The sequence below is a fragment of the Pararobbsia alpina genome (assembly GCF_965118125.1).
In the GTDB taxonomy this organism is placed as follows: Bacteria; Pseudomonadota; Gammaproteobacteria; order Burkholderiales; family Burkholderiaceae; genus Pararobbsia; species Pararobbsia alpina_A.
On record NZ_OZ221287.1, the window covers coordinates 2000481 to 2022859 of the forward strand.

Annotated in this window: 20 protein-coding genes and 1 pseudogene; 11 read left to right on the top strand and 10 right to left on the bottom strand. The window is 59.3% G+C overall.

Translation table 11 applies throughout. The annotated features are described in order from the left end of the window. Positions 1-125: 125 nt before the first annotated feature. The 3 genes from ACMFWR_RS08790 to ACMFWR_RS08800 form a co-directional block, all read right to left on the bottom strand. The gene (locus ACMFWR_RS08790) at positions 126-1790 is read right to left on the bottom strand and encodes an ABC-F family ATP-binding cassette domain-containing protein (protein WP_413194614.1); all 1665 of its coding nucleotides are present in this window, start codon (positions 1788-1790) and stop codon (positions 126-128) included. 225 nt (positions 1791-2015) lie between these two features. Continuing rightward, positions 2016-3104, bottom strand: coding sequence for an asparaginase (locus ACMFWR_RS08795; RefSeq protein WP_413194615.1), 1089 nt, complete (start codon positions 3102-3104; stop codon positions 2016-2018). A gap of 105 nt (positions 3105-3209) precedes the next feature. Continuing rightward, positions 3210-4109 carry a LysR family transcriptional regulator gene (locus tag ACMFWR_RS08800; protein ID WP_413194616.1) on the bottom strand — a complete coding sequence of 300 codons (900 nt, stop codon included), beginning with the start codon at positions 4107-4109 and terminating at the stop codon, positions 3210-3212. 82 nt (positions 4110-4191) lie between these two features. Here ACMFWR_RS08800 and ACMFWR_RS08805 point away from each other — a divergent pair, with 82 nt between their 5' ends. Next, positions 4192-4941 carry a sulfite exporter TauE/SafE family protein gene (locus tag ACMFWR_RS08805; RefSeq protein WP_413194617.1) on the top strand — a complete coding sequence of 250 codons (750 nt, stop codon included), beginning with the start codon at positions 4192-4194 and terminating at the stop codon, positions 4939-4941. A gap of 173 nt (positions 4942-5114) precedes the next feature. Further along, the gene (locus tag ACMFWR_RS08810; protein WP_413194618.1) at positions 5115-5747 is read left to right on the top strand and encodes a LysE family translocator; all 633 of its coding nucleotides are present in this window, start codon (positions 5115-5117) and stop codon (positions 5745-5747) included. A gap of 104 nt (positions 5748-5851) precedes the next feature. Here ACMFWR_RS08810 and ACMFWR_RS08815 read toward each other — a convergent pair whose 3' ends face one another. From ACMFWR_RS08815 to ACMFWR_RS08830, 4 genes are all read right to left on the bottom strand, one after another. Next, entirely contained in the window at positions 5852-6547 is a 696-nt protein-coding gene (locus ACMFWR_RS08815) for a glutathione S-transferase N-terminal domain-containing protein (protein ID WP_413194619.1), read from the bottom strand. A gap of 149 nt (positions 6548-6696) precedes the next feature. Further along, the gene (locus tag ACMFWR_RS08820; RefSeq protein WP_413194620.1) at positions 6697-7242 is read right to left on the bottom strand and encodes a carboxymuconolactone decarboxylase family protein; all 546 of its coding nucleotides are present in this window, start codon (positions 7240-7242) and stop codon (positions 6697-6699) included. A 185-nt stretch (positions 7243-7427) separates the two neighbouring features. Next, entirely contained in the window at positions 7428-8063 is a 636-nt protein-coding gene (locus tag ACMFWR_RS08825) for a nitroreductase family protein (RefSeq protein WP_413194621.1), read from the bottom strand. 42 nt (positions 8064-8105) lie between these two features. Then, positions 8106-8522 (bottom strand): cupin domain-containing protein, encoded by a 417-nt coding sequence (locus ACMFWR_RS08830; protein WP_413194622.1) that lies wholly within the window; start codon positions 8520-8522, stop codon positions 8106-8108. A 190-nt stretch (positions 8523-8712) separates the two neighbouring features. Here ACMFWR_RS08830 and ACMFWR_RS08835 point away from each other — a divergent pair, with 190 nt between their 5' ends. The 4 genes and pseudogenes from ACMFWR_RS08835 (at position 8713) to ACMFWR_RS08850 (ending at position 14966) form a co-directional block, all read left to right on the top strand. Then, complete coding sequence (locus ACMFWR_RS08835; protein ID WP_413194623.1) at positions 8713-9078, top strand: hypothetical protein; 366 nt, start codon at positions 8713-8715, stop codon at positions 9076-9078. Between the two features lie 92 nt (positions 9079-9170). Then, positions 9171-10463: a TolC family protein gene (locus ACMFWR_RS08840; RefSeq protein WP_413194624.1), complete on the top strand. Its 1293-nt coding sequence runs from the start codon at positions 9171-9173 to the stop codon at positions 10461-10463. A 10-nt stretch (positions 10464-10473) separates the two neighbouring features. Beyond that, positions 10474-11742: pseudogene (locus tag ACMFWR_RS08845) on the top strand (efflux RND transporter periplasmic adaptor subunit); the annotation flags it as partial. Between the two features lie 14 nt (positions 11743-11756). Next, complete coding sequence (locus ACMFWR_RS08850; RefSeq protein WP_413194625.1) at positions 11757-14966, top strand: efflux RND transporter permease subunit; 3210 nt, start codon at positions 11757-11759, stop codon at positions 14964-14966. A 65-nt stretch (positions 14967-15031) separates the two neighbouring features. Here ACMFWR_RS08850 and ACMFWR_RS08855 read toward each other — a convergent pair whose 3' ends face one another. Continuing rightward, a complete protein-coding gene (locus ACMFWR_RS08855) occupies positions 15032-15631 on the bottom strand; it encodes an NADPH-dependent F420 reductase (protein ID WP_413194825.1) in 600 nt (199 codons plus the stop codon). 168 nt (positions 15632-15799) lie between these two features. Next, positions 15800-16534 (bottom strand): SDR family NAD(P)-dependent oxidoreductase, encoded by a 735-nt coding sequence (locus tag ACMFWR_RS08860; RefSeq protein ID WP_413194626.1) that lies wholly within the window; start codon positions 16532-16534, stop codon positions 15800-15802. Between the two features lie 133 nt (positions 16535-16667). On the opposite strand from ACMFWR_RS08860, the gene ACMFWR_RS08865 reads away from it, so the two are divergent. Then, entirely contained in the window at positions 16668-17243 is a 576-nt protein-coding gene (locus tag ACMFWR_RS08865) for a TetR/AcrR family transcriptional regulator (protein ID WP_413194627.1), read from the top strand. A gap of 72 nt (positions 17244-17315) precedes the next feature. Here ACMFWR_RS08865 and ACMFWR_RS08870 read toward each other — a convergent pair whose 3' ends face one another. Then, a complete protein-coding gene (locus ACMFWR_RS08870) occupies positions 17316-18257 on the bottom strand; it encodes a LysR family transcriptional regulator (protein WP_413194826.1) in 942 nt (313 codons plus the stop codon). A 129-nt stretch (positions 18258-18386) separates the two neighbouring features. Here ACMFWR_RS08870 and ACMFWR_RS08875 point away from each other — a divergent pair, with 129 nt between their 5' ends. The 4 genes from ACMFWR_RS08875 (at position 18387) to ACMFWR_RS08890 (ending at position 22245) form a co-directional block, all read left to right on the top strand. Next, positions 18387-19319, top strand: coding sequence for a DMT family transporter (locus ACMFWR_RS08875; RefSeq protein ID WP_413194628.1), 933 nt, complete (start codon positions 18387-18389; stop codon positions 19317-19319). 188 nt (positions 19320-19507) lie between these two features. Then, on the top strand, positions 19508-20491 hold the full coding sequence (locus tag ACMFWR_RS08880; RefSeq protein ID WP_413194827.1) for a DUF1852 domain-containing protein: 984 nt from the start codon (positions 19508-19510) through the stop codon (positions 20489-20491). A 26-nt stretch (positions 20492-20517) separates the two neighbouring features. Next, positions 20518-21546 (top strand): methionine synthase, encoded by a 1029-nt coding sequence (locus ACMFWR_RS08885; protein ID WP_413194629.1) that lies wholly within the window; start codon positions 20518-20520, stop codon positions 21544-21546. A 189-nt stretch (positions 21547-21735) separates the two neighbouring features. Further along, a complete protein-coding gene (locus ACMFWR_RS08890) occupies positions 21736-22245 on the top strand; it encodes a flavin reductase family protein (protein WP_413194828.1) in 510 nt (169 codons plus the stop codon). Positions 22246-22379 lie beyond the last annotated feature (134 nt).

The window sequence follows — 22379 nt, forward strand, 5'->3', positions numbered from 1 at the left end:
AACGGCGACAGTAATTCAATTCTTTAGACAAATCGTGGGGCGATACCACCTATTGCTGATTAATCGCGTCTGTGATCTGTGCGGATACGCATGCGAGATGCGTTCCGGAACCGCGCAATGACGTTCTACGCCGCCGCAGCCTCCTCGCGCACACGACGGGCTTCGTCGCGCAGGAACTGCTGATAGTCGTCCAGATCGCCATCGAAGGGCTCGACGCCACCCTTGGTGACAAGCCAGAACTCGTCACACACAGCACGCAGCAGCGACCGGTCGTGACTGACGAGCATCACGGTGCCTTCGAATTCGTTGAGCGCCATGCCGAGCGCTTCGCGTGTGGCCAAATCAAGGTGATTGGTCGGTTCGTCGAGCAGCAGCAGGTTGGGGCGCTGCCACACAATCATGCACAACACGAGCCGCGCCTTTTCGCCGCCGCTCATCGTGCCGACCGCTTGATGGACCATGTCGCCGCTGAAGTTGAACGTGCCGAGGAACGTGCGAAGCGATTGCTCGGTGCCGCTCTGGCCGGGGGCGCGCATGTGCGGCGGCGTGTCCTTGGCGAGGCGGATCATGTGCTCCATCGGCGTGTCGAGCGGACGCAGCACGTCGAGTTCCTGCTGTGCGAAATAGCCGATGTTCAGGCCCTTGCCTTCGCTGATTTCACCGGCGATCGGCGTCAGCGCGTGCGCCACCGTCTTCACCAGCGTGGACTTGCCCTGGCCGTTGGCGCCGAGGATGCCGATACGCTGCCCGGCCAGCACGGAACGGCTGATGCCCCGCACGATGACGGTCGGGGGCGTACCCGGCTCTGCGTCGGCGGGCGCCGGGTAGCCGAAGCTCGTGTCCACCATCGACAACAGCGGGTTCGGGACGTTGAGCGGTTCCTTGAATTCGAAGTTGAACTCCGCATCGGCGAGCACGGGCGCGATCTTCTCCATGCGTTCGAGCGCCTTGACGCGGCTTTGCGCCTGCTTCGCCTTCGAGGCCTTGGCCTTGAACCGGTCGATGAACTTCTGCAGATGGGCGATCTTCTCCGCCTGCTTGGCCATCGCGGCCTGCTGCAGTACGAGTTGCTCGGCGCGCATGTCTTCGAACTTGCTGTAGTTGCCGCCGTAACGCACGAGCTTGGCGTTGTCGACGTGCACGGTCACCTGCGTCACCCCGTCGAGGAACTCGCGATCGTGGCTGATCACGACCATGGTGCCTTGATAGCGCTTGAGCCACGCTTCCAGCCAAACCAGCGCGTCGAGGTCCAGGTGGTTGGTCGGTTCGTCGAGCAGCAGCAGGTCGGACGGGCACATCAGCGCGCGCGCCAGCTGCAGTCGCATGCGCCAGCCGCCGGAGAAACTGTTGACCGGCTGATCAAGCTGCGCGGCGCTGAAGCCCAGGCCCTGGATCAGCGCTTGGGCACGTGCGGGGGCATCGTGTGCCCCGGCGTCGTGAAGGGCCATGTAGGCGTGCGCCATGCGCATGCCGTCGTCGCTGGCCTCGGCGGCGGCGACTTCGGCCTGCGCGGCCAGCAGCACCGTGTCGCCCTCGACGACGAAGTCGGTCGCGCTCTGCTCGGTTTCCGGCATGTCCTGCGCGACCTGACCCATTCTCCATGCGGACGGAATGGAAAACTCGCCGCTGTCTTCGTGCAGCGTGCCGTTAAGAAGGCCGAAGAAAGACGACTTGCCGGCGCCATTGCGGCCGACAAGGCCGATCTTTTCACCGGGAGCAAAGGTGACGGATGCGCGGTCGAGGACGACATTAACGCCGCGGCGCAGTGTGACATTACGGACGGAAATCATAAGCGGTTACTTCGGAGGAGACCGGCATGATAGCCGACCGGCGAGGCAGGCTGATTTCTGGCCGCGCGAGGGAGAGCCGAAAAGATCGATGCAATAGCGCCCCCGAGGGTAGACCGCCTTTTTTCGCGTTCCACTCAACCGGTATTGGGCCGGTGTGTCATTGCGCGATCTCAGCGGCAGCAGCTCCGGGACGTCATGGGTTTTGTGCCGGCAGGAGCCCGGACTTCATCGCGTCCCACCATCGAGATGACGCTCGAGCTTCAGTGATACAGCGAGCCGGCCAACGTCGACACCCATCGTGTTGACGATGGGGCGCGCTCCGAAAGCTCGGATTGCGGTGCGCTGTTCCGGGGTACCCAACTGGAGTTGCGCGATCAATTCGGTCACCACGGTATACAGCACATTGGTGTTACCGTCTTCGACCTTGACGGCAATACCGATCGCGCCTTCGGCGCCGAGTTGCGCTGTCTGTTCTGAGGCACGCACCCCGATCGCGTAGCTTCCGTCCGCGCCGACTTTCCCAACGAGGGCGCCTTTGAACGCTTTCATCAACAACGTACAGAAGCGACCCTCGCCAGCCACTAACTCGGGATAGGTCGTCATAGCCCGATAGAGATGCGCGAGCGCCGCTTGCCTGTCGGAAACTGCCGTTGAACGTTCGACTTCATCTTGCGCGGCGGCCATTTTTCCAAATACGCGCGCTAGCCGATCAAGCGGGAAGGCGGGTGTGGGCAAGTTGCAGCCATCGGTTGACCAGTGCACGTCGTCCTTCGGCAAGTCACAGACGTCTGCGACGGTCTGCTTCACGCGAACCTGCAACGGGTGATCGGGTTGCTCATACCGCTCGACGCTTGCGCCGATCGCGCGTGCACCGGCAAGCATGCCGGCATGCTTGCCTGAACAATTGCTGCACACCGCGCCTGGCTTGAAGTCACGCTTCAACCAATCGACGTAGACAGCATCGGATAGCGGTGGGTGTCCTCCACATCGCAAGTCAGCCTCGGTCGCCTGAGCCTTTTTCAACATCGCTTGCGCACGTTCGATATGCCGGGGCTCGCTGCTGTGAGAGCCGCACATGAGCGCGAGGTCGCCGTCGTCGAAACCAAAGCGCTCGAGCGCTCCCGTTTCGAGTACGGCCAGAGCCTGGGCGGGTTTGGCCGCAGACCGGGGTAGCGTCATGCGTGACGGATCGCCGAATGAATACAGCAGCTTTCCGTCGGCTTGAACGACCGCGATGTGGGCGACATGGCTGTTTTCAACTGACTCGCCCCGATACACGGTGGCTGCGATCGGCTGGCCTTCGCGATGGATCATGTTCGTACCCTCATGGCTTGTCGTTGCCGAGTGTGATTGATCAGCATGTTGACACGCCGGCGCGTGGCACAACAGCGATCGAATCTGGTCACGGCGAATTATCGCCTACGCTCCGCCCCCGAGATGCGTCAGCAAACTTTGCATCGGCTTGGACAGCATGCTCCACTGCTGAAAGCACAGGCAAAGGCGCCGACGGGCCCAGTCGTCGCTGATCGCAATCGATTTGAACGGATACCTGCGGTGAAGGCGCCTGGAGACCGCCAGCGGGATGATCGCTACCCCCACACCCTCCGACACCATGTGGCACGAGCCCTCGAAGCTCTTCATGCGGATACGGAGTTTGAGCGTCTTGCGCAGCTTGGCAGCGTGCGCGTCGATATGATCCTGAAGCGCGCTTCCCGTCTCGAGGCCGATAAACTGTTCGTCCGTGACATCGGCAAAGTGGACCGTCTTCGATTCTGCGAGTCTGTGCCCAACAGGAACAATCAGAACGAGATGGTCGCTCTCGACGGGCTGGATCGTGAGGCCCGTGGCATCGACCGCATCCGATATGACGCCGGCTTCGGCCAGGCCTGCGTCGATTAACTTCACGATCTCGGCGCTTGTGCGTTCTCTGAGATCGATGTTGAGACGCGGACGCTGAGCCAGCCACGGTGCAAGTTTCTGGGGGAGTAGCCCCATCAACGCCGCAGTGTTCGCGTATAGCAGCAAGGTGCCTCGAGTACCGGCGCCGAAATCGCGCAGTTCTCCCTGCAACACATCGTGCTGACGAAGTATCAGGCGCGCATGGTGCGCCAATGCTTCCCCGGCCTCGGTGGTGACCACGCCTTTGCGGCTTCTTTCAAGCAGCACGACACCGGCATCCGATTCGATATTACTGATCCGTTCGCTTGCGGAGGCCAATGCGAGATTGGCCTGTTTCGCCCCGGCTGTAATGCTGCCGGCATCGACCACAGAAACGAACAGTCGCAGGTCCGCGAGATCGAATCGCATAGGATCACCCAATCAGGCTTCCTTCGGACAATCCGAAGGAAGCATCGGAACAACCGCATTGTGCCAGTTGCCGGTTGGACGCGTAATACCGTGCATGAACTCTCTGACCATCGGATTGACCAGTTTGCTTCTTGCGACGTTTCTCGGAGCGGGCGTGGTAAAAGGCGTGACTGGAATGGGCCTGCCCACGGTTGCCATGGGTGTGCTCGGCGCCGTCATGTCGCCGCTCACTGCTGCGGCGATCCTGATCATTCCGTCATGCGTGACCAATGTGTGGCAGATGCTGGCGGGCAAAGACACACTCCGCCTCATGCGAAGGCTGTGGCTCATGATGCTTTGCATTGTGATCGGTACCGTGATGGGCACGCGGCTGCTGGTCGTCGTTGATCCTGTCTGGTCAGGACGCGCTTTAGGCATTGCGCTGATTGCGTATGCGGCATACGCACTGTTCTCGCCGACGATCTCCACTTCGCAACGTATCGAGCCTTGGCTTTCGCCCGTCATCGGCATGGTTACCGGGGCAGTGACGGGGGCTACCGGTGTCTTCGTGATTCCGGCCGTGCCGTATTTGCAGTCGTTGGGTTTTCAGAAAGACGAGCTCGTGCAGGCGCTGGGCCTTTCGTTCACCGTCTCCACGCTCGCTCTCGCAGGAGGGCTGTGGGTTCATGGCGAGTTCCGGCTCGATCAGGCTGGGCTTTCATTGCTGGCCGTCTTGCCCGCTCTTGTCGGCATGTGGCTTGGTTCGGTCGTGCGGCAGAAGATCAGTCCGAAAGCGTTTCGTCGCTGCTTTCTGTTGTTTCTTGTGGTCCTGGGCTTCGAGCTGGCGCTGCGTCCGTTTTCCTGAGCGGGCGGCTACACTGGCATCCAATCGACGGAGTTCTCATTGACCATGCAGCTTGATATCTTTGCCAATACCCTTAGTCGACCCGACGACATTCATGTCGACTTTCCATCAGTCGCGTGAGCTGCCTTGGGGCGCGCCTGAGCGCTACCACGATGTTGTTATGGAGGCATGCAATGCCGGTATTCACGTCCTTTCTGGCCTTCGGCCTCGTTGCACTGGGCATGGCGCTGACGCCGGGCCCGAACATGATTTACCTGGTCTCACGTTCGATCTGCCAAGGCAGGACGGCGGGGCTGATCTCGCTAGGCGGAGTCGCGCTTGGGTTCCTTGTTTATATGTTCTGCGCGGCATTGGGCATCACAGCGTTGCTGCTCGCCGTGCCGTTCGCCTATGACGCGTTGCGCTTCGGCGGCGCGCTGTACCTGCTTTGGCTGGCGTGGCAAGCGGTGAAGCCGGGGGGACGTTCGCCGTTCCAGGTACGCGATCTGCCGGCCGATGGGCCGCGCAAGTTGTTCATGATGGGCTTTGTGACGAACCTGCTGAACCCGAAGATTGCGGTGCTCTATCTTTCGCTGCTGCCGCAATTCATCGATCCGCGGCACGGTAGCGTGCTGGGCCAGTCGCTCGCGCTCGGCTTTCTGCAGATCGTGCTGAGTATCAGTGTGAACGCGCTTGTCGCGATCAGCGCAGGCTCGATTGCGGGGTTTCTCGCGCGACGGCCCAAATGGTTGGCGATCCAGCGTTGGCTGATGGGGACGGTGTTGACCGGCCTGGCCGTTCGGATGGCGATGGAAGGGCGCCGATAGAAGTCGTTGTGCTTTGCCAGGCAGCTTAGTGGTTGCCGTCTTCGACGCGATCGGACAGTAAATGCCCGATCGCGAATGCCCCGAAGTCTTTCGTAGCCTTGTTCTCAGGCTGCCGTCACTTGCAGTCCACGCTGCACGCCCGGCCGGGCGAGTCCCCGCTCGAGCCATGCGCTCACGTTAGCAAATCGATCGAAGCCAACGAGATCTCGTGCTTCGTAAAAGCCCACCAGATTGCGCACCCAGCCAAGCAGCGAAATATCGGCGATCGTGTAGTCCGTGCCCATCACCCATTCGCGGTCCGCAAGACGTGTATCAAGGACGCCAAGTAGTCGCGCCGCTTCGGTTGCATAGCGGTCGCGCGGGCGCTTGTCTTCATAGGCTTTGCCCGCGAATTTGTGGAAGAAGCCGACCTGACCGAACATCGGCCCGACATTGCCCATCTGCCACATCAGCCACTGGAGCGTTTCGTAGCGGGTGTTCGGATCGGAGGACAGCAGCTGTCCCGTTTTGTCCGCGAGATAAATCAGGATCGCTCCCGACTCGAACAATGCCAACGGCTGGCCGCTTGGCCCATTGGGGTCGTAAATCGCGGGAATCTTGCCGTTCGGGTTCAGCGCGACAAACGCCGGATCATGGTTCTCGTTCGCGAGAATGTCGATGCGGTGCGGTTCATATGCGAGGCCTGTTTCCTCGAGCATGATGCCGACCTTCACGCCGTTCGGCGTCGGCAGCGAAAAGAGTTGAAGCCGATCAGGATGCTGCGCCGGCCAGCGCGAAAAGATGGGATGGTTCAATGTCACTTTGTCTCTCTCGAATGGATTGGCACATCGGCAAGCCCCGGGCGCGCTTCGCACCGTCTTTCGCGGCGCCTCGGGACTTGGGTACTACGTTCGCGTCAGCCGATAGTATCCGGCAACCTTGAGAGAGAGTCGACGCGAACGTGCCGAGATCAAATCGAGCCAGCCGCCGCAACCGCCGGAAAGTCTTTCTCGGGATCGAACACGTTGTTGAAGAAGTTCGTCAGCGAGTACATGGCGACCAGTGCGACGATCTCCATGACGTTGGCCTCAGTGTAGCCAGCGTCGCGGACGGCTTTCAGATCGGCATCGCTCACCTGGCCGCGCGTCTCGATGACCTTGCGAGCGAACTGAATGGCAGCGTCGCGCTTGGCATCGCTGGCATGACCTTTCCGAGCCAGAATGATTTCATCGGCCGGCAGCTTGGCCATGTGTTCGGCGGTGAAGCTGTGAACCGTCAGGCAATAGTTGCAGCCGTTCACTTCCGAGACGGCGAGACCGATGCTGTCCCGCGTCTTGACGTCGAGCGCCTTGCTCAGGGAACCCAGCAAGTTGGCCCATGCGTTGAACGCGATGGGGCTCTGCGCAAACGTCGCCATCATGTTTGGCGTGAACCCGATGTTCTTGGTGAACGCATCGAGGGTCGGTTTCGAATCTGCCGGCACTTGGTCCGACTTCAAAGCAGTGGCTCTGGACATCGTTGTTTCCGTACGTAGTGGGTTTGCTGATCGAGGGAAGCCCGTATCGCGGGTACCCTCGGCATACGTTGCGCCCGAAGGTCGGGCAGAAGTGCGTGAGGTCTTCTGGCGTTGGGTGCGTGTTGAATGCCTCGCGCTTCAGGGGTATCTGGCCGGTCCGCGTGTCGACGATTGCGGCGACGCGTTCAGACGAAGTCCAACACTTCCGATACCGGCAGGCGCGGCTTTTGTGCCCAGTTTCCAGGACGCTCCTCACCGACCGACAACAGCAGGACCGGGACTTCGTCTTCGCCGAGGCCGAACTCGCGATGCACCGCGTCGGCGTTGAAGCCGATCATTGGCGTCGAACCCAGGCCCAGCGAACGTGCGGCATACATGATTGCCGAGGCACCGAAGGCCGCCGTGCGCACGGCTTCGTCGCGGCGGCGCTGCGGATACGCCATATAGAGGTTCCGAGCGGGGATTTCCCATTCCGGGACCATTGCGGCCGGCATGATGCCCGCTTCGACGACGGGAGCGAGCCGCGAGGGAATGACGCTGGTGTCGACGAGTTGGCCGCACACGATGAAGGTCACAGCGGCGTCGGTGACTGCCGGCTGGTTCCACGCGATCGGACTCAGTCGCGCTTTTGCTTCAGGCGTGCGAACCGCGATAAAGCGCCAGTTCTGCAAGTGGAAGGATGTCGGTGCGGCGGTGCCGATTCGCACCAGCTCGGAGATCTGTTCGTCACTTAACGTGGCCGTCGGGTCGTAATACTTGGCCGCGGAGCGGCTCAGGATACATTCGATGACTGGATTGGACTTCGCGGTTCGGGCGTTCATGGTAGTTCCTACAGCTCGGGGAGTGGAGAGACACGCGGGGGCTTACTTGACCGGGGTGGTCAGTTCTTTGTCGTCGGTATCCACGACAAAAATGGCTAACAGCTTTGCAGGTTGGGTCTTGCTTGCGTTTCGGCTGATGCGATGGATGGCGCCGGGCGATTCAGACCAGCTCTCGCCAGCGTGGTACACACGCGCCTCGCCGTCATTGACCTTCGATTCGATGGACCCGGACAGCACGTACGCGTAGATGAACGCGGACTTCGCGTGCTTGTGAGGTAGCGATGCGCTGCCGGGCGGATAGTCGACTTCCACAGCGACAAGCGATTTGCCAGGGAGATTTGGAATCGACTGATTGAAGTCCTGCTTCACGACTTCGCTGGATTGATGTGCGATGGCTCCGCCGCAAAGCGTGCAAGCAACGGCGCCACATGACGCAGCTAAAAGGTGACGAAAAAACATGGTCGGCCTTTTTTGTAGGGTTGATGCAGGAATTCTGTACCGTCGTTGGTATCAGCAAAAGAACCAAGAACACGCGGCTATGTGTGTACTAAGACGGTGAATCGGGGGCGGGATATGTGGCTTGAGCAGGCGGGTTCCCTAGGCAAATTTCCATGGAGTTGGCTAAAATGCCTGCGCTACTCGACTTGCGATGAAACTCTTTCGGACCCTCATTCTTCTTATGCTGTGCGCGATGCTGCCCTTGAGCGGGCTGGCAGCCAGCGGCTTGACGGGTACGTGTCCAATCATGCAGCGAACCATGGCCGCAGGCGACGATGCCGCGACGAGCTCCATGATGCCGGGGTGCGACACGATGAAATCGTCGCCGACCGGCAAGGCCAAGGGCGTCTCCTGCAAGATGACGGCTCAGTGCCAGATCGGTTGCCAATATCTTCCGGTCGCTACGCTCGAAGTCACGCGACCCATCGGCCTCTCGATCCGCGTCGCTTTCAACTACACCGAATCGCTGTCTGTCCGTGAGCCTGCAGGGCTCTGGCGACCTCCGCGAACCGCGTAATCCCAGTCTGACTCGTTCACCGCGTCTGCGGTGAGGTCGTCCTGCGCTCAGGACGTGGATTCCCTATGGGACTCCGTCGTTGGGGTTGAACCATGCCTTTATTCAACGGCACACCGCTATGCCGGTGTGTGCCACTGCGCGCGTGCGCAGTGTTCTTTGCGCTCGCCATATCGAGCTTCAGTGCATTCGCCCAGGAAGCGCCGCTCACACTCGACGCCGCGATTCAGGCGGCGACCGAACATTCCGCTGCCATCGGCGCTGCTCGGGCCTCGGTACGCGCAAGTTCGCAGGCTGCTGTCAAAGCCGGTCAATTGCCGGAACCGGCGCTAACAGCCGGCGTCGACGATTTGCCGATTAACGGCTCTCAAGGATTCACCATTGGTCAGAACATCCTGACCATGCGCCGTATCGGCATCGAGCAGGAGTGGGTGTCCGGCGAGAAGCGGCGCTTGCGTTCTTCGTTGGCCGACGAGCAGGTCGGCCGAGAGCACGCGGGCTATCTCGAGCAGCTTGTGAACGTTCGCCAGCAAACAGCAAGCGCCTGGCTGGATGCGACCTATGCGAAGCAAGCTGTGGCGCTCCAGCAAGAACTGCTGGAGCACATGCGCCACGAACTCGCGGCAACCGAAGCTTCATACAAAGGTGCCCGCGCAAGCGCAACCGATGTGGTGCAAGCGCAGGCCATGCTTGCGCAGACGCAGGACCAGATGCTCACAGCGCGGCAAACGCTGGTCACTGCGCTGATTCGCCTCTCGCGCTGGACTGCCACCGCCGTCGATGATGTGGCGGGCGAGCCACCATCACCCGAATCCACCACGTCAGCGCTGCCGCTCGACGATTTGCGCCACGTACAGCCGGCGTTGATCACGGCAGCTCACGACATCTCGTTGGCGGACGCGGACACCGCCGTCGCCGAGAGCAACCGGACTCCGAACTGGACGTGGAATGTTTCCTATGCGCAGGGGGGCAACAACTCGAGATTTGTCTCGGTGGGCGTGCGTATTCCATTGCCGTTCAACCGAAGCAACTACGAAGACCGGGACATCGCCGAAAAGGGCGAGCTCGCCACCAAGGCGCGCCTGACCTACGAGGATGCACAGCGACAAGTCCAGGCGGATATCCATACAGAGGCGGCCACGTTGGCAAGCGGTCGAGCACGCATCGCCAATCTGAGTCAGTCGCTGCTGCCGGCAGCTGATCAGCGTGTGCAGCTCGCCGTTGCTGCCTACAAGGGCGGCACGGGTTCGCTTGCCGACACCTTCGCCGCGCGACGCGCTCAGCTCGATGCCGAGTTGCAAGTGCTGTCGTTGCGTCGTGACGTCTCGCAACTGTGGACCCAGCTCGAGTACCAGGTTGTTCCTCCCACCATGGCCGACGGCCAATGAAGAAACCGCTATGACAAACCCACTAATGGCACGCGTGTCCTTGAGCGTCATTGCGGCCGCGACATTGCTCGCCATCGGCTATGCCGCCGGAACCTGGCACGCCTCGACGACTCGGATGCACGACGCTCCGATGGCGACGGCTTCGGCCCCGGGAAACAAGGTCGATCCGAAATCGGGCAGGCAGGTGCTCTATTGGCACGACCCGATGGTGCCGAATCAGCACTTCGACAAGCCCGGCAAATCGCCCTTCATGGACATGCAACTCCAACCCGTCTACGCAGACGAAGGCGGTGGTGCGACGGGCATCAGGATCGATCCAGAGCTGCAGCAGAATCTCGGAATCCGCTACGCAACCGTTCATCGAAAAGAGATGGCGGACGGGTTCGATGCCGTCGGCACGACTCAGCTCGACGAGTCGCAAGCCGACGTCGTGCAGTCCCGCGTCACGGGCTATATCGACCATCTGTACACCCGCGCGCCGATGCAGCACGTCAACAAGGGCGCCCCGATCGCATCGCTCTTTGTGCCCGACTGGCTCGCGCCGCAGGAAGAATATGTGTCGCTCAAGCGCGGCGGAATGGATGCGGGGCTGCTCGAAGCATCACGTGCCCGAATGCGTGCCCTGTCGATTCCTGATGGACTGATTGCGAACCTTGATCGGACCGGAGCCGTTCAGACGCATGTCGTGCTGTCGTCACCCGAGACGGGTGTCGTCAGCGAGCTGAATGTGCGGGACGGGGCGCAAGTAACGCCGGGTCAGACGATCGCCAAAGTGGCGGGTCTGTCGAAGCTCTGGCTCATCGTGGAAATTCCGGAAGCACTTGCGCTGAGCGTGCAGCCGGGCATGGCTGTCGATGCGACGTTTTCGAGTGATCCGACGCAGCACTTCAACGGGCAGATACGTGAGGTCCTCCCTGGCATCAGCGCGACGAGCCGGACCCTCCAGGCGCGGCTCGAAATCGACAATGCCGCGTTGAAGCTCACGCCGGGCATGTTAATGCGCGTGCACGTCAGCGGATCCAATAAGGTGTCGCGACTCGTCGTTCCTTCAGAGGCCGTCATTACGACAGGCAAGCGCTCCCTTGTCATCGTCAGGAACGGGCAGGGTGGCCTTGAGCCCGTGGCCGTGACCGTCGGCAAGGATGCTGGCGATGAGACCGAAGTCGTTGGCGGACTGAACGATGGCGACACCGTCGTTGCCTCCGGACAATTCCTCATCGATTCGGAAGCGAGCCTGAAGTCGATGCTGCCACGACTTGAACGCAGCACGGACGGATCGGAAGGAGGCAGGCCATGATTGCGCGCCTCATTCACTGGTCCATCCACAATCGCTTTCTGGTGCTGCTCGCGACGGTGCTCGTCGGCGCGTGGGGAGCGTACTCGGTTACGCATACGCCCCTCGATGCATTGCCGGACCTCTCCGATACGCAAGTCATCATCAAGGCGTCGTATCCGGGCAAGGCGCCGCAGGTCATCGAGGATCAGGTGACCTATCCGCTTACGACAACGCTTCTGGGCGTGCCCGGCGCCAGGACCATTCGTGCGTACTCTGCATTCGGGGATGCGTTCGTGTACGTCCTGTTCGATGACAAGACGGATCCGTACTGGGCGCGCTCGCGTGTGCTTGAATACCTGAACCAGGTACAAAGCCGTCTTCCTCAAGGGGCGACGGTTTCGCTCGGCCCGGACGCGACGGGGGTGGGCTGGGTGTACGAATACGCGCTTGTCGACCGGAGTGGCGAGCATGATCTCGGACAACTGCGGGCGCTCAACGACTGGTTCCTCAAGTTCGAACTCAAGGCAGTGCCCGATGTATCAGAGGTCGCGAGCATCGGCGGGATGGTGCGTCAATATCAGGTCGTGCTGGACCCCGACAAGTTGCGCGCTTTCGGCATCACGCAGGCAATGGTCGCCGATGCGCTCGCCAAGTCGAACCAGGAGTCGGGCGGCTCGGTCGTCGAACTTGCCGAGTCGGAATACGTGGTCCGCTCTTCCGGATATCTCCACTCGTTAGAGGATTTCCGCAATGTCGTTCTTCGCACCAACGACACGGGGACACCGGTACTGCTCGGTGACGTTGCGCGCATCCAGATCGGACCCGAAGCACGGCGAGGCATCGCCGAGCTCAACGGAGAAGGCGAGGTGGCAGGCGGCGTCGTTGTCATGCGGTCCGGCAAGAATGCGTTGACGACCATTCAAGGGGTGAAAGCCAGGCTTGACGAACTCAAGCGCTCGCTGCCGCCAGGCGTCGACATCGTGACGACGTACGATCGCTCGGGACTCATCAATCGTGCCGTGGACAACCTCAAAGACAAGCTGCTCGAGGAGTTCATCGTGGTCGGTATCGTCTGCGCTGTGTTTCTGTTCCACCTGCGCAGCGCGTTGGTCGCTGTCCTGTCGCTTCCACTTGGCGTGTTGATGGCATTCATCGTGATGCGCTATCAGGGCGTCAACGCAAACATCATGTCGTTGGGCGGTATCGCAATCGCCATCGGGGCCATGATTGATGCGGCCATCGTGATGATCGAGAACGCGCACAAGCATCTGGAAGCGTTCGAGCATCGGCATCCGGATACCCCGATAACGCATGCTCAACGTTGGCAGCTGATCGCATCATCGGCGGCGGAGGTGGGTCCGGCGTTGTTCTTTTCGCTGCTTATCATCACGCTGTCGTTTATCCCGGTGTTTTCACTCGAGGGACAAGAGGGAAGGCTATTCTCGCCACTGGCATTCACCAAGACCTACACAATTGCCGCTGCGGCAGGTTTGTCGGTGACGCTTGTTCCGGTGTTGATGGGGTATCTCATACGCGGACGCATTCCGCATGAGGCGTCGAATCCGATCAATCGTGTGCTGGTCCGTCTGTATCGGCCGTTGCTTGAAGCGACACTACGTCGGCCTTGGGTCGCGATCGGGCTCGCGATCGTCGCGCTTCTGCTGACCGTGCTCCCGCTTTCGCGCCTGGGGGGCGAGTTCCTGCCACCGCTCGATGAGGGCGATCTGCTGTATATGCCGACGGCGCTTCCCAGCATCTCGACGGAGAAGGCGGCGGAACTGCTCCAGCAAACCGATCGACTCATCAAGACGGTACCCGAAGTAGCGACGGTATTCGGCAAGTCGGGGCGTGCGGAGACGGCGACCGATCCCGCGCCGGGGCTTGAAATGTTTGAGACGACAATACAGTTCAAGCCCAGAAGTCAGTGGCGCCCCGGTATGACGCCTGAAAAACTGCGAGACGAGCTGGACCGGATCGTGAGAGTACCGGGCTTGTCGAACCTATGGGTACCGCCGATCCGGAATCGGCTCGACATGCTGTCGACGGGTATCAAGTCGCCGGTTGGCGTGAAGATATCAGGCCCGGATTTGAACGAGATCGACAAGGTGGCCGCGCAAGTGGAGGCCACGGTCAAGGACGTGCCGGGTGTGACTTCCGCGCTTGCCGAGCGATTGAACGGCGGCCGATACATCGACGTGGATATCAATCGTCAGGTCGCTGCTCGCTACGGGCTTTCCGTCAGCGATATCCAGTCTGTCGTATCGTCGGCAGTCGGGGGCGAAAACGTCGGCGAAGTGGTGGCCGGACGCGAGCGCTTCCCGATCAACATTCGCTATCCCCGCGAGGTGCGTGATTCGGTAGATAAGCTGCGCGAGTTACCTGTTGTCACAGATCGAGGCGCCCAGATTCAGCTCGGTGATGTGGCCAGCATCAACATCGAGGACGGTCCTCCGTCGATTCGCAGCGAAAACGCGCGTCTGTCGGGTTACGTCTACGTCGATATTCGAAACGTGGACTTGCAGACTGCAGTGAAGGCCATGCAGGAAGCTGTCGCCCAAAAGGTCGTATTGCCTCCGGGTTATTCGATCGCGTGGTCCGGGCAATTCGAGTACCTCGAGCGTGCAGAGGCCAAGTTGCGCACCGTGATTCCGGTCACGCTCGTCGTGATCTTCGTGTTGCTGTTCCTGACGTTTGGCTCCGCGGCCGATGCGCTTTTGTTGATGTCGACCGTGCCTTTTGCATTGGTCGGCGGTTTTTGGTTTATCTGGATACTCGGGCATGCAGTATCCGTTGCGACGTCGGTGGGCTTCATTGCCTTGGCCGGGGTGGCGGCTGAATTTGGCGTGGTGATGTTGCTGTACCTGAAGAGCGCGCTCAATCGGCGACTTGAGTCAGGGGAGCCTCTAGATGAGTCCACGTTGCTCGATGCGATTCGAGAAGGCGCGGTGCTGCGCGTGCGTCCGAAAGCCATGACGGTGGCGGTGGTGCTGGCAGGCTTGATTCCCATCATGCTGGGTCATGGCGCGGGTTCAGAAGTGATGCAACGCATTGCCGCACCGATGGTGGGGGGCATGGTGACTGCGCCGATTTTGTCGATGTTTGTGATTCCTGCCGCGTGGGTCTTGTTGCAGCGTCGGCGGATTGCGAGGAGCCGGAACTCGCGTTCGTCCGTTGCAGCGGGCTCCGGCATGCAAATGACGTCGCGTCAGCGCGGAGGGACTCAATAGGCGAGGGCGCTGCGGGGTATCGGCCACGCACTGCGTGGCCGGTACGACCTCGAGGAGATGCGCGCTTACTTGATTTTGATGAAGTCGTTGAAAATCAGCTTGCCCCAGGTATTGCCCTTGGCATGGACCAGCGCGCCGCCTTCTTCAAACCGTCCGAGTGCGACCGGCGCGAAGCCGAGTTGTTGGGCTAACTCAGCGACGGGTGCCACTGCGGCTTCGTCATCGCTCGAAAGAAACACGACGCGCCGGCCACCATTGACGTTCGGATCAGCGGCGAGGGCCGCAGCGGGTAAATGATTGAAGCCCTTGACCAGCGTCGCACCAGTAAACGCTTTGCTGACCAAGGCGGACGACGGCAGCCCTTCCAGTTCCGCAGCGGGAATGCCATAAGCGTTGGTCGTGTCGATAATCGTCTTGCCTTGCCACGTCGCGAGTTGCTTCGCGACCTCGCGATGTTCCCGGAACGGAACCGCAAGGAAAATCGTGTCAGCCGCGAATGCTTCCTTGAGCGTCTTTGGGCGGATCGAGGGGCCGATTGCCTGAGCCTGCGGCATCAACGCCTCGGGTGCACGTCGACTGGCGACGATTACGTCAATGTTCTTTCGTGCAAACGCTTGGGCAAGCGCCTGACCTACGGGACCAAAGCCAATAATTGAATAACTCATGCGAACTCTCCATTCAAGAGGGCGCAGCCGTTGACCCGTGCCACGATACTTGTTGGCTATGCATTGAAATCCTTTCCGTCTATCGGTGAGGAGTGCAAATGGATAAGCCGATATCGAGTCACCTTCTTCAAGCTGCAACGCCCTCTATATGTGTTTTTGCGTGTGACTTCAGATGGCCGAGAAACCGCCATCGACCGATAGTTCAACGCCATTCACGAAGCTCGAATCGTCCGAAGCCAGGAATAGCGCAGCGCCTGCAATTTCCTCTGGAAGACCCATCTTTCCGCGGGGAATCAGCGATTCGAACATCTGCTTCGCCTGGTCATCGAGAATCTGGTCCTGCATCGGCGTTGCAATCGGTCCGGGGCTCAGCACGTTCACCCGGATATTTCGGCCCTTCAATTCATTGAGCCAGGTGCGCGCGAATGAGCGCAATGCGGCTTTGCTCGCCGAGTACACGCCGTAACCGGGAAACCCTTTGACCGACGCCACTGAGCCGGTCATAAAGATCGATCCACCATCGTTGAACAGTGGCAATGCCTTCTGAACCGTGAACACCGTGCCGCGCGTATTCAGGCCGAAGGTCGCATCGAAGTGTTCCTCGGTAATCTCGCCCAGAGGAACGGATTCGCCAGTGCCAGCGCTCGCGTAAAGAATGTCGATCTTGCCCTTTTCGCGTTTGACCGTATCGAACAGGCGATCCAGATCGTCGAGATTGGCGGAGTCGCCGCGCACGCCCGTCACGTTCCGTCCAATCTGCTCGACAGCCTCGTCGAGCACCTCTTGCCTGCGGCCCGTAATGAAAACGTACGCGCCTTCTTCAACGAACCGTTTCGCGCTCGCCAGCGCCATGCCGCTCGATCCGCCTGTAACGACCGCAACCTTACCGTCAAGCTTTCCCATGACTTCAACTCCGTTGATGGTGTCAGACAGCGTCTCTGTTCCCTTCGGGGCAAATCCGCTGTATCTTGTGGATCAGTGATCCGGATCCTGATTGGGAATATATGGATCACTGATCCATTTGTCAACGAAAGCCATGCGAGCCGACGCCAGAAAAAATTACGACCACCTCCTTGAAGTCGCGCGTGAGGTGATTGCCGAGCACGGCGCGGATGCGTCGATGCGAGATATTTCCCGTCGGGCCGACGTCGGTCTGGCGACGGTATTACGTCATTTCCCGACGCGGGAAGCGCTGTTTGAAGCGTTGCTGTGCACGAATATGGATGCACTGGCGCAGAAGGCGCGCGAACTTGAAACGTCGGATGTGCCGGGCGAAGCGCTCGTGTCGTGGTTCCGCGAAGGCGTGGCGTTCGTCCAGAGCTATCGAGGCGTTGTGGCCATGATGGCGAGTGCCCATTCAGACCCGGAGTCTGCGCTTTATGCGGCATGCGCAACGGTGCATGCGGTGGGAGAACGACTCCTGATTCGTGCTCAGGCCGAGGGAACGGCGCGCGCTGATATGACCGGGGTCGACTTGTTTGCCCTGATGTCGGCGCTCGGCTGGGCCGCTGACCAACCCGCATTCGCACCGCGGGGCGATCATCTTTTTGACATCATCGCGAGCGCGATATTGACGAAGCGGGCGAGTGATGAGGTGGAGAAGGTCGGGTAGGGCAGTGCGGCTGCGTGCCGCCTCGCAAGCGACTGGATTTCCGTCTCGGCGTAGACCGCTATAAGGCGAAAACTAGTCGTCATGGTGATTTTCAACGTTGCCTGCGACGAGGTGAGTCGCCAGATAGTCAATCAGCGCGCGCGCCCTTGACGGTAAAAACCGGTTCGGCGGATAGAGCAGCCACACCGGTCCCATATAGGGGCGTGCCTCGAACTCCCAGTCGTCGAGTACCCGAACTAAAGTGCCTTCGGAAAGCGCGTGTGCAGCGGCGAATTCCGGCAAGGTCGCAATGCCGAGGCCAAGTAGGGCTGCATCCAATCGGGCGTCCACATCGTTGGCGATATAGCGTCCTTTCACCTCGACCGACTGCGTCTCATTGCCATGGCGGAATTGCCACCGGTTGTCGTCGACCGTTTCCCCGAGATAGATACATGCATGCTGCGCGAGGTCGCGCGGTTTAGCCGGCGTGCCACGTTCTGCGAGATAAGCAGGCGACGCGCAAAGAATCCATTTCACCTCGCCAAGTCGCCGGGCGGCGAGACCCGGAGGAGGCGATCGCGTGAGTCGAATCACGATATCGACATCGTCACGCAAGGGATCGACTTCGTGATCGGCAAAGACCAGTTGGACATCGACGTCCGGCCATGTCCGCAAAAACTCCGGTATCAGCGGATGGATGACGGATCGCGCAAATGATATTGGCGCACTGATGCTGACTTTGCCTCGCGGATCTCCGACGCCTTGTCCTGCGACGTCGACGGCTCCCGATGCTGCGCCGATCATGTCCCTGCAATGCCGGTAGATCTGCGCGCCTGAATCGGTCAAGCGAATGCTCCGGGTCGAACGCTCAAGTAAGCGCGTGCCGAGCGAATCCTCAAGGCGTTTGATCTGTCGGCTGACGGTGGAGGGCGTGGTACCCAACTGCCGGGCGGCGACCGAAAAGTTGCCGGCGTCGACGACTCTCGCAAAGGTCGCCATGTCGGGAAGCAACGCAAACAGCTCGTTGGGATTCATCATGACCCGCGCCCGGGTGTCCTCCATCTGTGCATTTCAGGCATAAAAGATATGCCGATGGGCGGGATTATAGTTTCGTGCGCAATACTCGACAATTCGGACTATCTGAATCAAAAGAGAAGGTCCGCTATGTCGAAGCAAAAAAGCGCGTTATGGATGTCCGATCTCATGCTGCTCGCGGTAGCGATGGTGTGGGGTACAAGCTATGGGGTCGTGAAAGGCGCGCTCGTGCTGTATCCGGTGCTCGGTCTGCTTGCGCTGCGCTTCGGGCTGACGTTTATGGTCTTGTCGCCGTCGCTGCGATCGCTTCGACATGTGAGTGCCTCGGCATTGGTCGGCGCGCTTGGCTCGAGCGTGATTCTGCTCGGGATCTTTCTGACCGAGACGTTCGGAATCGCTCACACACGCGCGTCGAATGCGGCGTTCCTGATCAGCCTGTGTGTCGCGCTGACGCCGCTCGTCGAATGGGTGTTGCTACGACGCAAGCCGTCCAGCAGCGAATGGTTCGCCGTGGGGCTTTCATTGATGGGTGCTGCGTTTGTGAGCGGCGGCGTAATCATTCCGAGCGCAGGCGATGCACTAATTCTTCTCGCTGCGTTACTTCGAGCGCTGATGGTGTGCGTGACCAAGCGTGTGATGCGCGAATCGGAATTGACTCCGTTGGCGGTGACGGCCGTGCAAGCGGGCGTAGTCGCATTGGGCAGTGCTCTGGTCGTCTGCGTGCTGCCCTCACAGCATTGGCAAGCTTTGCCGTCGTTCACCGCGCACGCCGACTTCTGGGCCAGCATCGGATACCTCGTAGTCGCCTGCACCTTGTTCGCTTTCTTCGCTCAGAACTTCGCCGTCAAGCGCAGTAGCCCGACGCGTGTTGCTTTGCTGATGGGCAGCGAGCCTGCATTCGGTGCGCTATTCGCCTATCTATGGCTCGGTGAGCATCTTTCCGTCGGGGCATGGTTCGGGGGCGCGTTGATGGTGCTGGCATCTGTGCTCGCGACGGTTCCATTTAAGGGGGGGGCCAACGCTGCGATCAAAATGCGTCACGCCACTTCAGTCGATGCTTAGTGCCCGTTCGACAACCCATACAGCGGGCCCGACGTGAACAGGCCCTTCGACACGTACGTCCCACATGAAGGCTGCTAATGGATACATGAAATCAATTCACTTTTATTCATAGATGGTGGGGCATAAGATTTTGATAACGCAAGAGGTCAATGCGACTTCTCTATCAGAATTCAGATTGCCAGATCACCATGAGTAAAGAATTTACATTTGCTATCAAGCGTATTTCTTTCGACGAAGACTACCGTCCTTCAGAAAGTACGCGCATCACGACCAACTTTGCTAATCTGGCCAGAGGAGCGAGTCGTCAGGAAAATTTGCGCAACACCTTCCGGATGATTGACAACCGTTTCAACTCCCTGGCGCATTGGGACAATCCTGAAGGCGATCGTTATACGGTCAAGCTTGAAATCATTTCCGTCGAAATGAATATAGAGGGTGCAAGCAGCGGTAGCGCGCTACCCTTGATCGAGATATTGAAGACGAATATTGTCGATCGCAAAACTGGCGAGCGCACTGAAGGTATTGCAGGAAATAATTTCTCGTCTTATGTGCGGGATTACGACTTCAGCGTGCTGCTGCTGGAACACAATAAAAATCAGTCGAATTTCAGCACCCCGGATAATTTCGGTGACCTGCACGGCAAGTTGTTCAAGTGCTTTATCAATTCGGACGCTTACAAGGATAACTTCAAGAAGCCGCCCGTCATCTGTCTCAGTGTGTCGAGCAGCAAGACCTATCGCCGGACTGAAAATCAACACCCTGTATTGGGTATTGAATACGAACAGGATGCGTATTCGTTGACGGACGAATATTTCCAGAAAATGGGGCTGAAGGTTCGCTACTTCATGCCTCCGAATAGCGCTGCGCCTTTGGCGTTTTATTTTGTCGGCGACTTGCTTGGTGATTACACCAATCTCGAGCTTATTGGCACCATCAGTACGATGGATACCTTCCAGAAAATTTATCGCCCCGAGATTTACAACGCAAACTCGGTCGCAGGGAAGTCCTATCAGCCAAGTTTGAAGCATGAGGACTTTTCGCTTACCCGAATTGTTTATGATCGGGAAGAACGCAGCCGGCTGGCGATTGAGCAGGGGCGGTATGTCGAAGAGCAGTTTATAAAACCCTATCAGGCTGTTCTTGAGCAGTGGTCTGCTAACTACGCTCTTTGATCAATTAAAACGTAAGGTAATCTATTGTGAAGAAATTGCTTCCCACGGCGACAGCTGGCAGCTTGCCCAAACCCTCATGGCTCGCAGAACCCGAAAAACTGTGGTCACCGTGGAAATTGCAGGATGAGGCGCTAACTGAGGGCAAACAGGATGCCTTGCGCTTGTCTCTGCAAGAACAACAGCACGCGGGTATCGACATCGTCAGCGATGGCGAACAAACGCGTCAGCACTTTGTGACCACGTTTATCGAGAATCTGGACGGAGTCGATTTCGAAAATCGGAAGACCGTCAGAATTCGTGATCGTTACGATGCGAGCGTACCGTCGGTCGTGGGTGCCGTGTCTCGCCGAAAGCCGGTCTTCGTCGACGATGCCAAGTTCCTGAGGGAGCAAACGAACGCCCCGATCAAATGGGCGCTACCCGGCCCGATGACGATGATCGATACGCTTTATGACGATCACTACAAGAGTCGCGAAAAACTGGCGTGGGAGTTCGCGAAGATCCTGAACGAGGAGGCCAAGGAGTTGGAGGCCGCTGGCGTCGATATCGTTCAATTCGATGAGCCAGCATTCAATGTGTTCTTTGATGACGTGAACGATTGGGGTGTGGCCACGCTGGAAAGAGCCATCGAAGGGCTCAAGTGCGAAACCGCTGTCCATATTTGCTATGGCTATGGCATCAAGGCCAATACCGATTGGAAGAAGACGCTGGGGACGGAATGGCGCCAGTACGAAAAGGTTTTCCCCAAGCTGCAAAAATCCGGTATCGGCATGGTCTCGTTGGAATGCCAACACTCGCACGTTCCGATGGAACTCATCGAACTGCTTCGCGGCAAGAAAGTGATGGTGGGGGCCATTGATGTGGCGAGCGACATCATCGAAACGCCCGAGGAAGTCGCCAATACCCTGCGAAAAGCACTCGAGTTTGTCGATGCGGACAAGCTTTATCCGTGCACCAACTGTGGCATGGCCCCCCTGTCTCGTGCGATCGCGAAGGGCAAGCTGGAAGCATTGAGTGCAGGCGCGGAAATCGTTCGAAAAGAGCTTTCGATCTAATTCCGCGGCGGAAAAGGCCGTCGTGCGCTGCTTGCGACGGCCGAACGCAGAAAGCGACTCATCGATCCGGTTGGCTCTGATCGATGGGTCGCTTTCGATATTGGCAAAGGCTAAGGTCAGTCAACGTTCGCGAATGACTTCAGCCCGCTCTTCACTTTTTCGAGCTGCACCCCGTATTTAGTGCCTACCATGTCACTCCCTAGTACCGTTATCGAACCAACGCGCTTTCGCGAAGCGCTCGGGCACTACGCATCCGGTATCACGGTGATCACATCGCACATTGACGGCGAGAACGTTGGCTTTACATGCCAGTCGTTTTATAGCGTGTCGATGAACCCGCCGCTGGTGTCATTCAGCGTCATGTCCAGTTCGGCCAGCTTCCCTAAAATTCGCCAGGCAGGTCGATTTGCCGTGAATATCCTGTCCGAAGAGCAGGTCAAGATTTCGAACCAGTTCGCCCGGCGAGGCGCGGACAAATGGGACGGAGTCGAATGGCAGCAGTCGCCGCTGGGCAATCCGATCATTGCCGGCAGCCTTCACTGGCTTGATTGCGAGATCTACGCCGAGCACGCCGCAGGCGATCATCTGATCGTGATTGGTGAGGTGAAGGCGATAGACCTGCAAGAGGCGGCTACCACGCAGCCGTTGCTGTATTTCAAAGGTCAATACCGCAACATCGCCGCGCACGACGTGGTTTGACTGCTTCCCCCGGCCGACGCGCAAGTGTCCTCATTTCAAGGCGCGGATCGTTGAGCGACCACGCGAACGGCGAGGATCATTTTGTGAAAGGCTTGTTTGGCCTGCTCACGTACTCTGCGCTTCCAGCCACGGTC

Coding starts and splice junctions, on each gene's coding strand:
- ACMFWR_RS08890 (WP_413194828.1), top strand. CDS start 21,736: ATGTCACTCCCTAGTACCGTTATCGAACCAACGCGCTTTCGCGAAGCG.
- ACMFWR_RS08875 (WP_413194628.1), top strand. CDS start 18,387: ATGTCGAAGCAAAAAAGCGCGTTATGGATGTCCGATCTCATGCTGCTC.
- ACMFWR_RS08820 (WP_413194620.1), bottom strand. CDS start 7,242: ATGTCCAGAGCCACTGCTTTGAAGTCGGACCAAGTGCCGGCAGATTCG.
- ACMFWR_RS08805 (WP_413194617.1), top strand. CDS start 4,192: ATGAACTCTCTGACCATCGGATTGACCAGTTTGCTTCTTGCGACGTTT.
- ACMFWR_RS08810 (WP_413194618.1), top strand. CDS start 5,115: ATGCCGGTATTCACGTCCTTTCTGGCCTTCGGCCTCGTTGCACTGGGC.
- ACMFWR_RS08790 (WP_413194614.1), bottom strand. CDS start 1,790: ATGATTTCCGTCCGTAATGTCACACTGCGCCGCGGCGTTAATGTCGTC.
- ACMFWR_RS08835 (WP_413194623.1), top strand. CDS start 8,713: ATGAAACTCTTTCGGACCCTCATTCTTCTTATGCTGTGCGCGATGCTG.
- ACMFWR_RS08865 (WP_413194627.1), top strand. CDS start 16,668: ATGCGAGCCGACGCCAGAAAAAATTACGACCACCTCCTTGAAGTCGCG.
- ACMFWR_RS08855 (WP_413194825.1), bottom strand. CDS start 15,631: ATGAGTTATTCAATTATTGGCTTTGGTCCCGTAGGTCAGGCGCTTGCC.
- ACMFWR_RS08840 (WP_413194624.1), top strand. CDS start 9,171: ATGCCTTTATTCAACGGCACACCGCTATGCCGGTGTGTGCCACTGCGC.
- ACMFWR_RS08795 (WP_413194615.1), bottom strand. CDS start 3,104: ATGATCCATCGCGAAGGCCAGCCGATCGCAGCCACCGTGTATCGGGGC.
- ACMFWR_RS08830 (WP_413194622.1), bottom strand. CDS start 8,522: ATGTTTTTTCGTCACCTTTTAGCTGCGTCATGTGGCGCCGTTGCTTGC.
- ACMFWR_RS08850 (WP_413194625.1), top strand. CDS start 11,757: ATGATTGCGCGCCTCATTCACTGGTCCATCCACAATCGCTTTCTGGTG.
- ACMFWR_RS08870 (WP_413194826.1), bottom strand. CDS start 18,257: ATGAATCCCAACGAGCTGTTTGCGTTGCTTCCCGACATGGCGACCTTT.
- ACMFWR_RS08880 (WP_413194827.1), top strand. CDS start 19,508: ATGAGTAAAGAATTTACATTTGCTATCAAGCGTATTTCTTTCGACGAA.
- ACMFWR_RS08825 (WP_413194621.1), bottom strand. CDS start 8,063: ATGAACGCCCGAACCGCGAAGTCCAATCCAGTCATCGAATGTATCCTG.
- ACMFWR_RS08860 (WP_413194626.1), bottom strand. CDS start 16,534: ATGGGAAAGCTTGACGGTAAGGTTGCGGTCGTTACAGGCGGATCGAGC.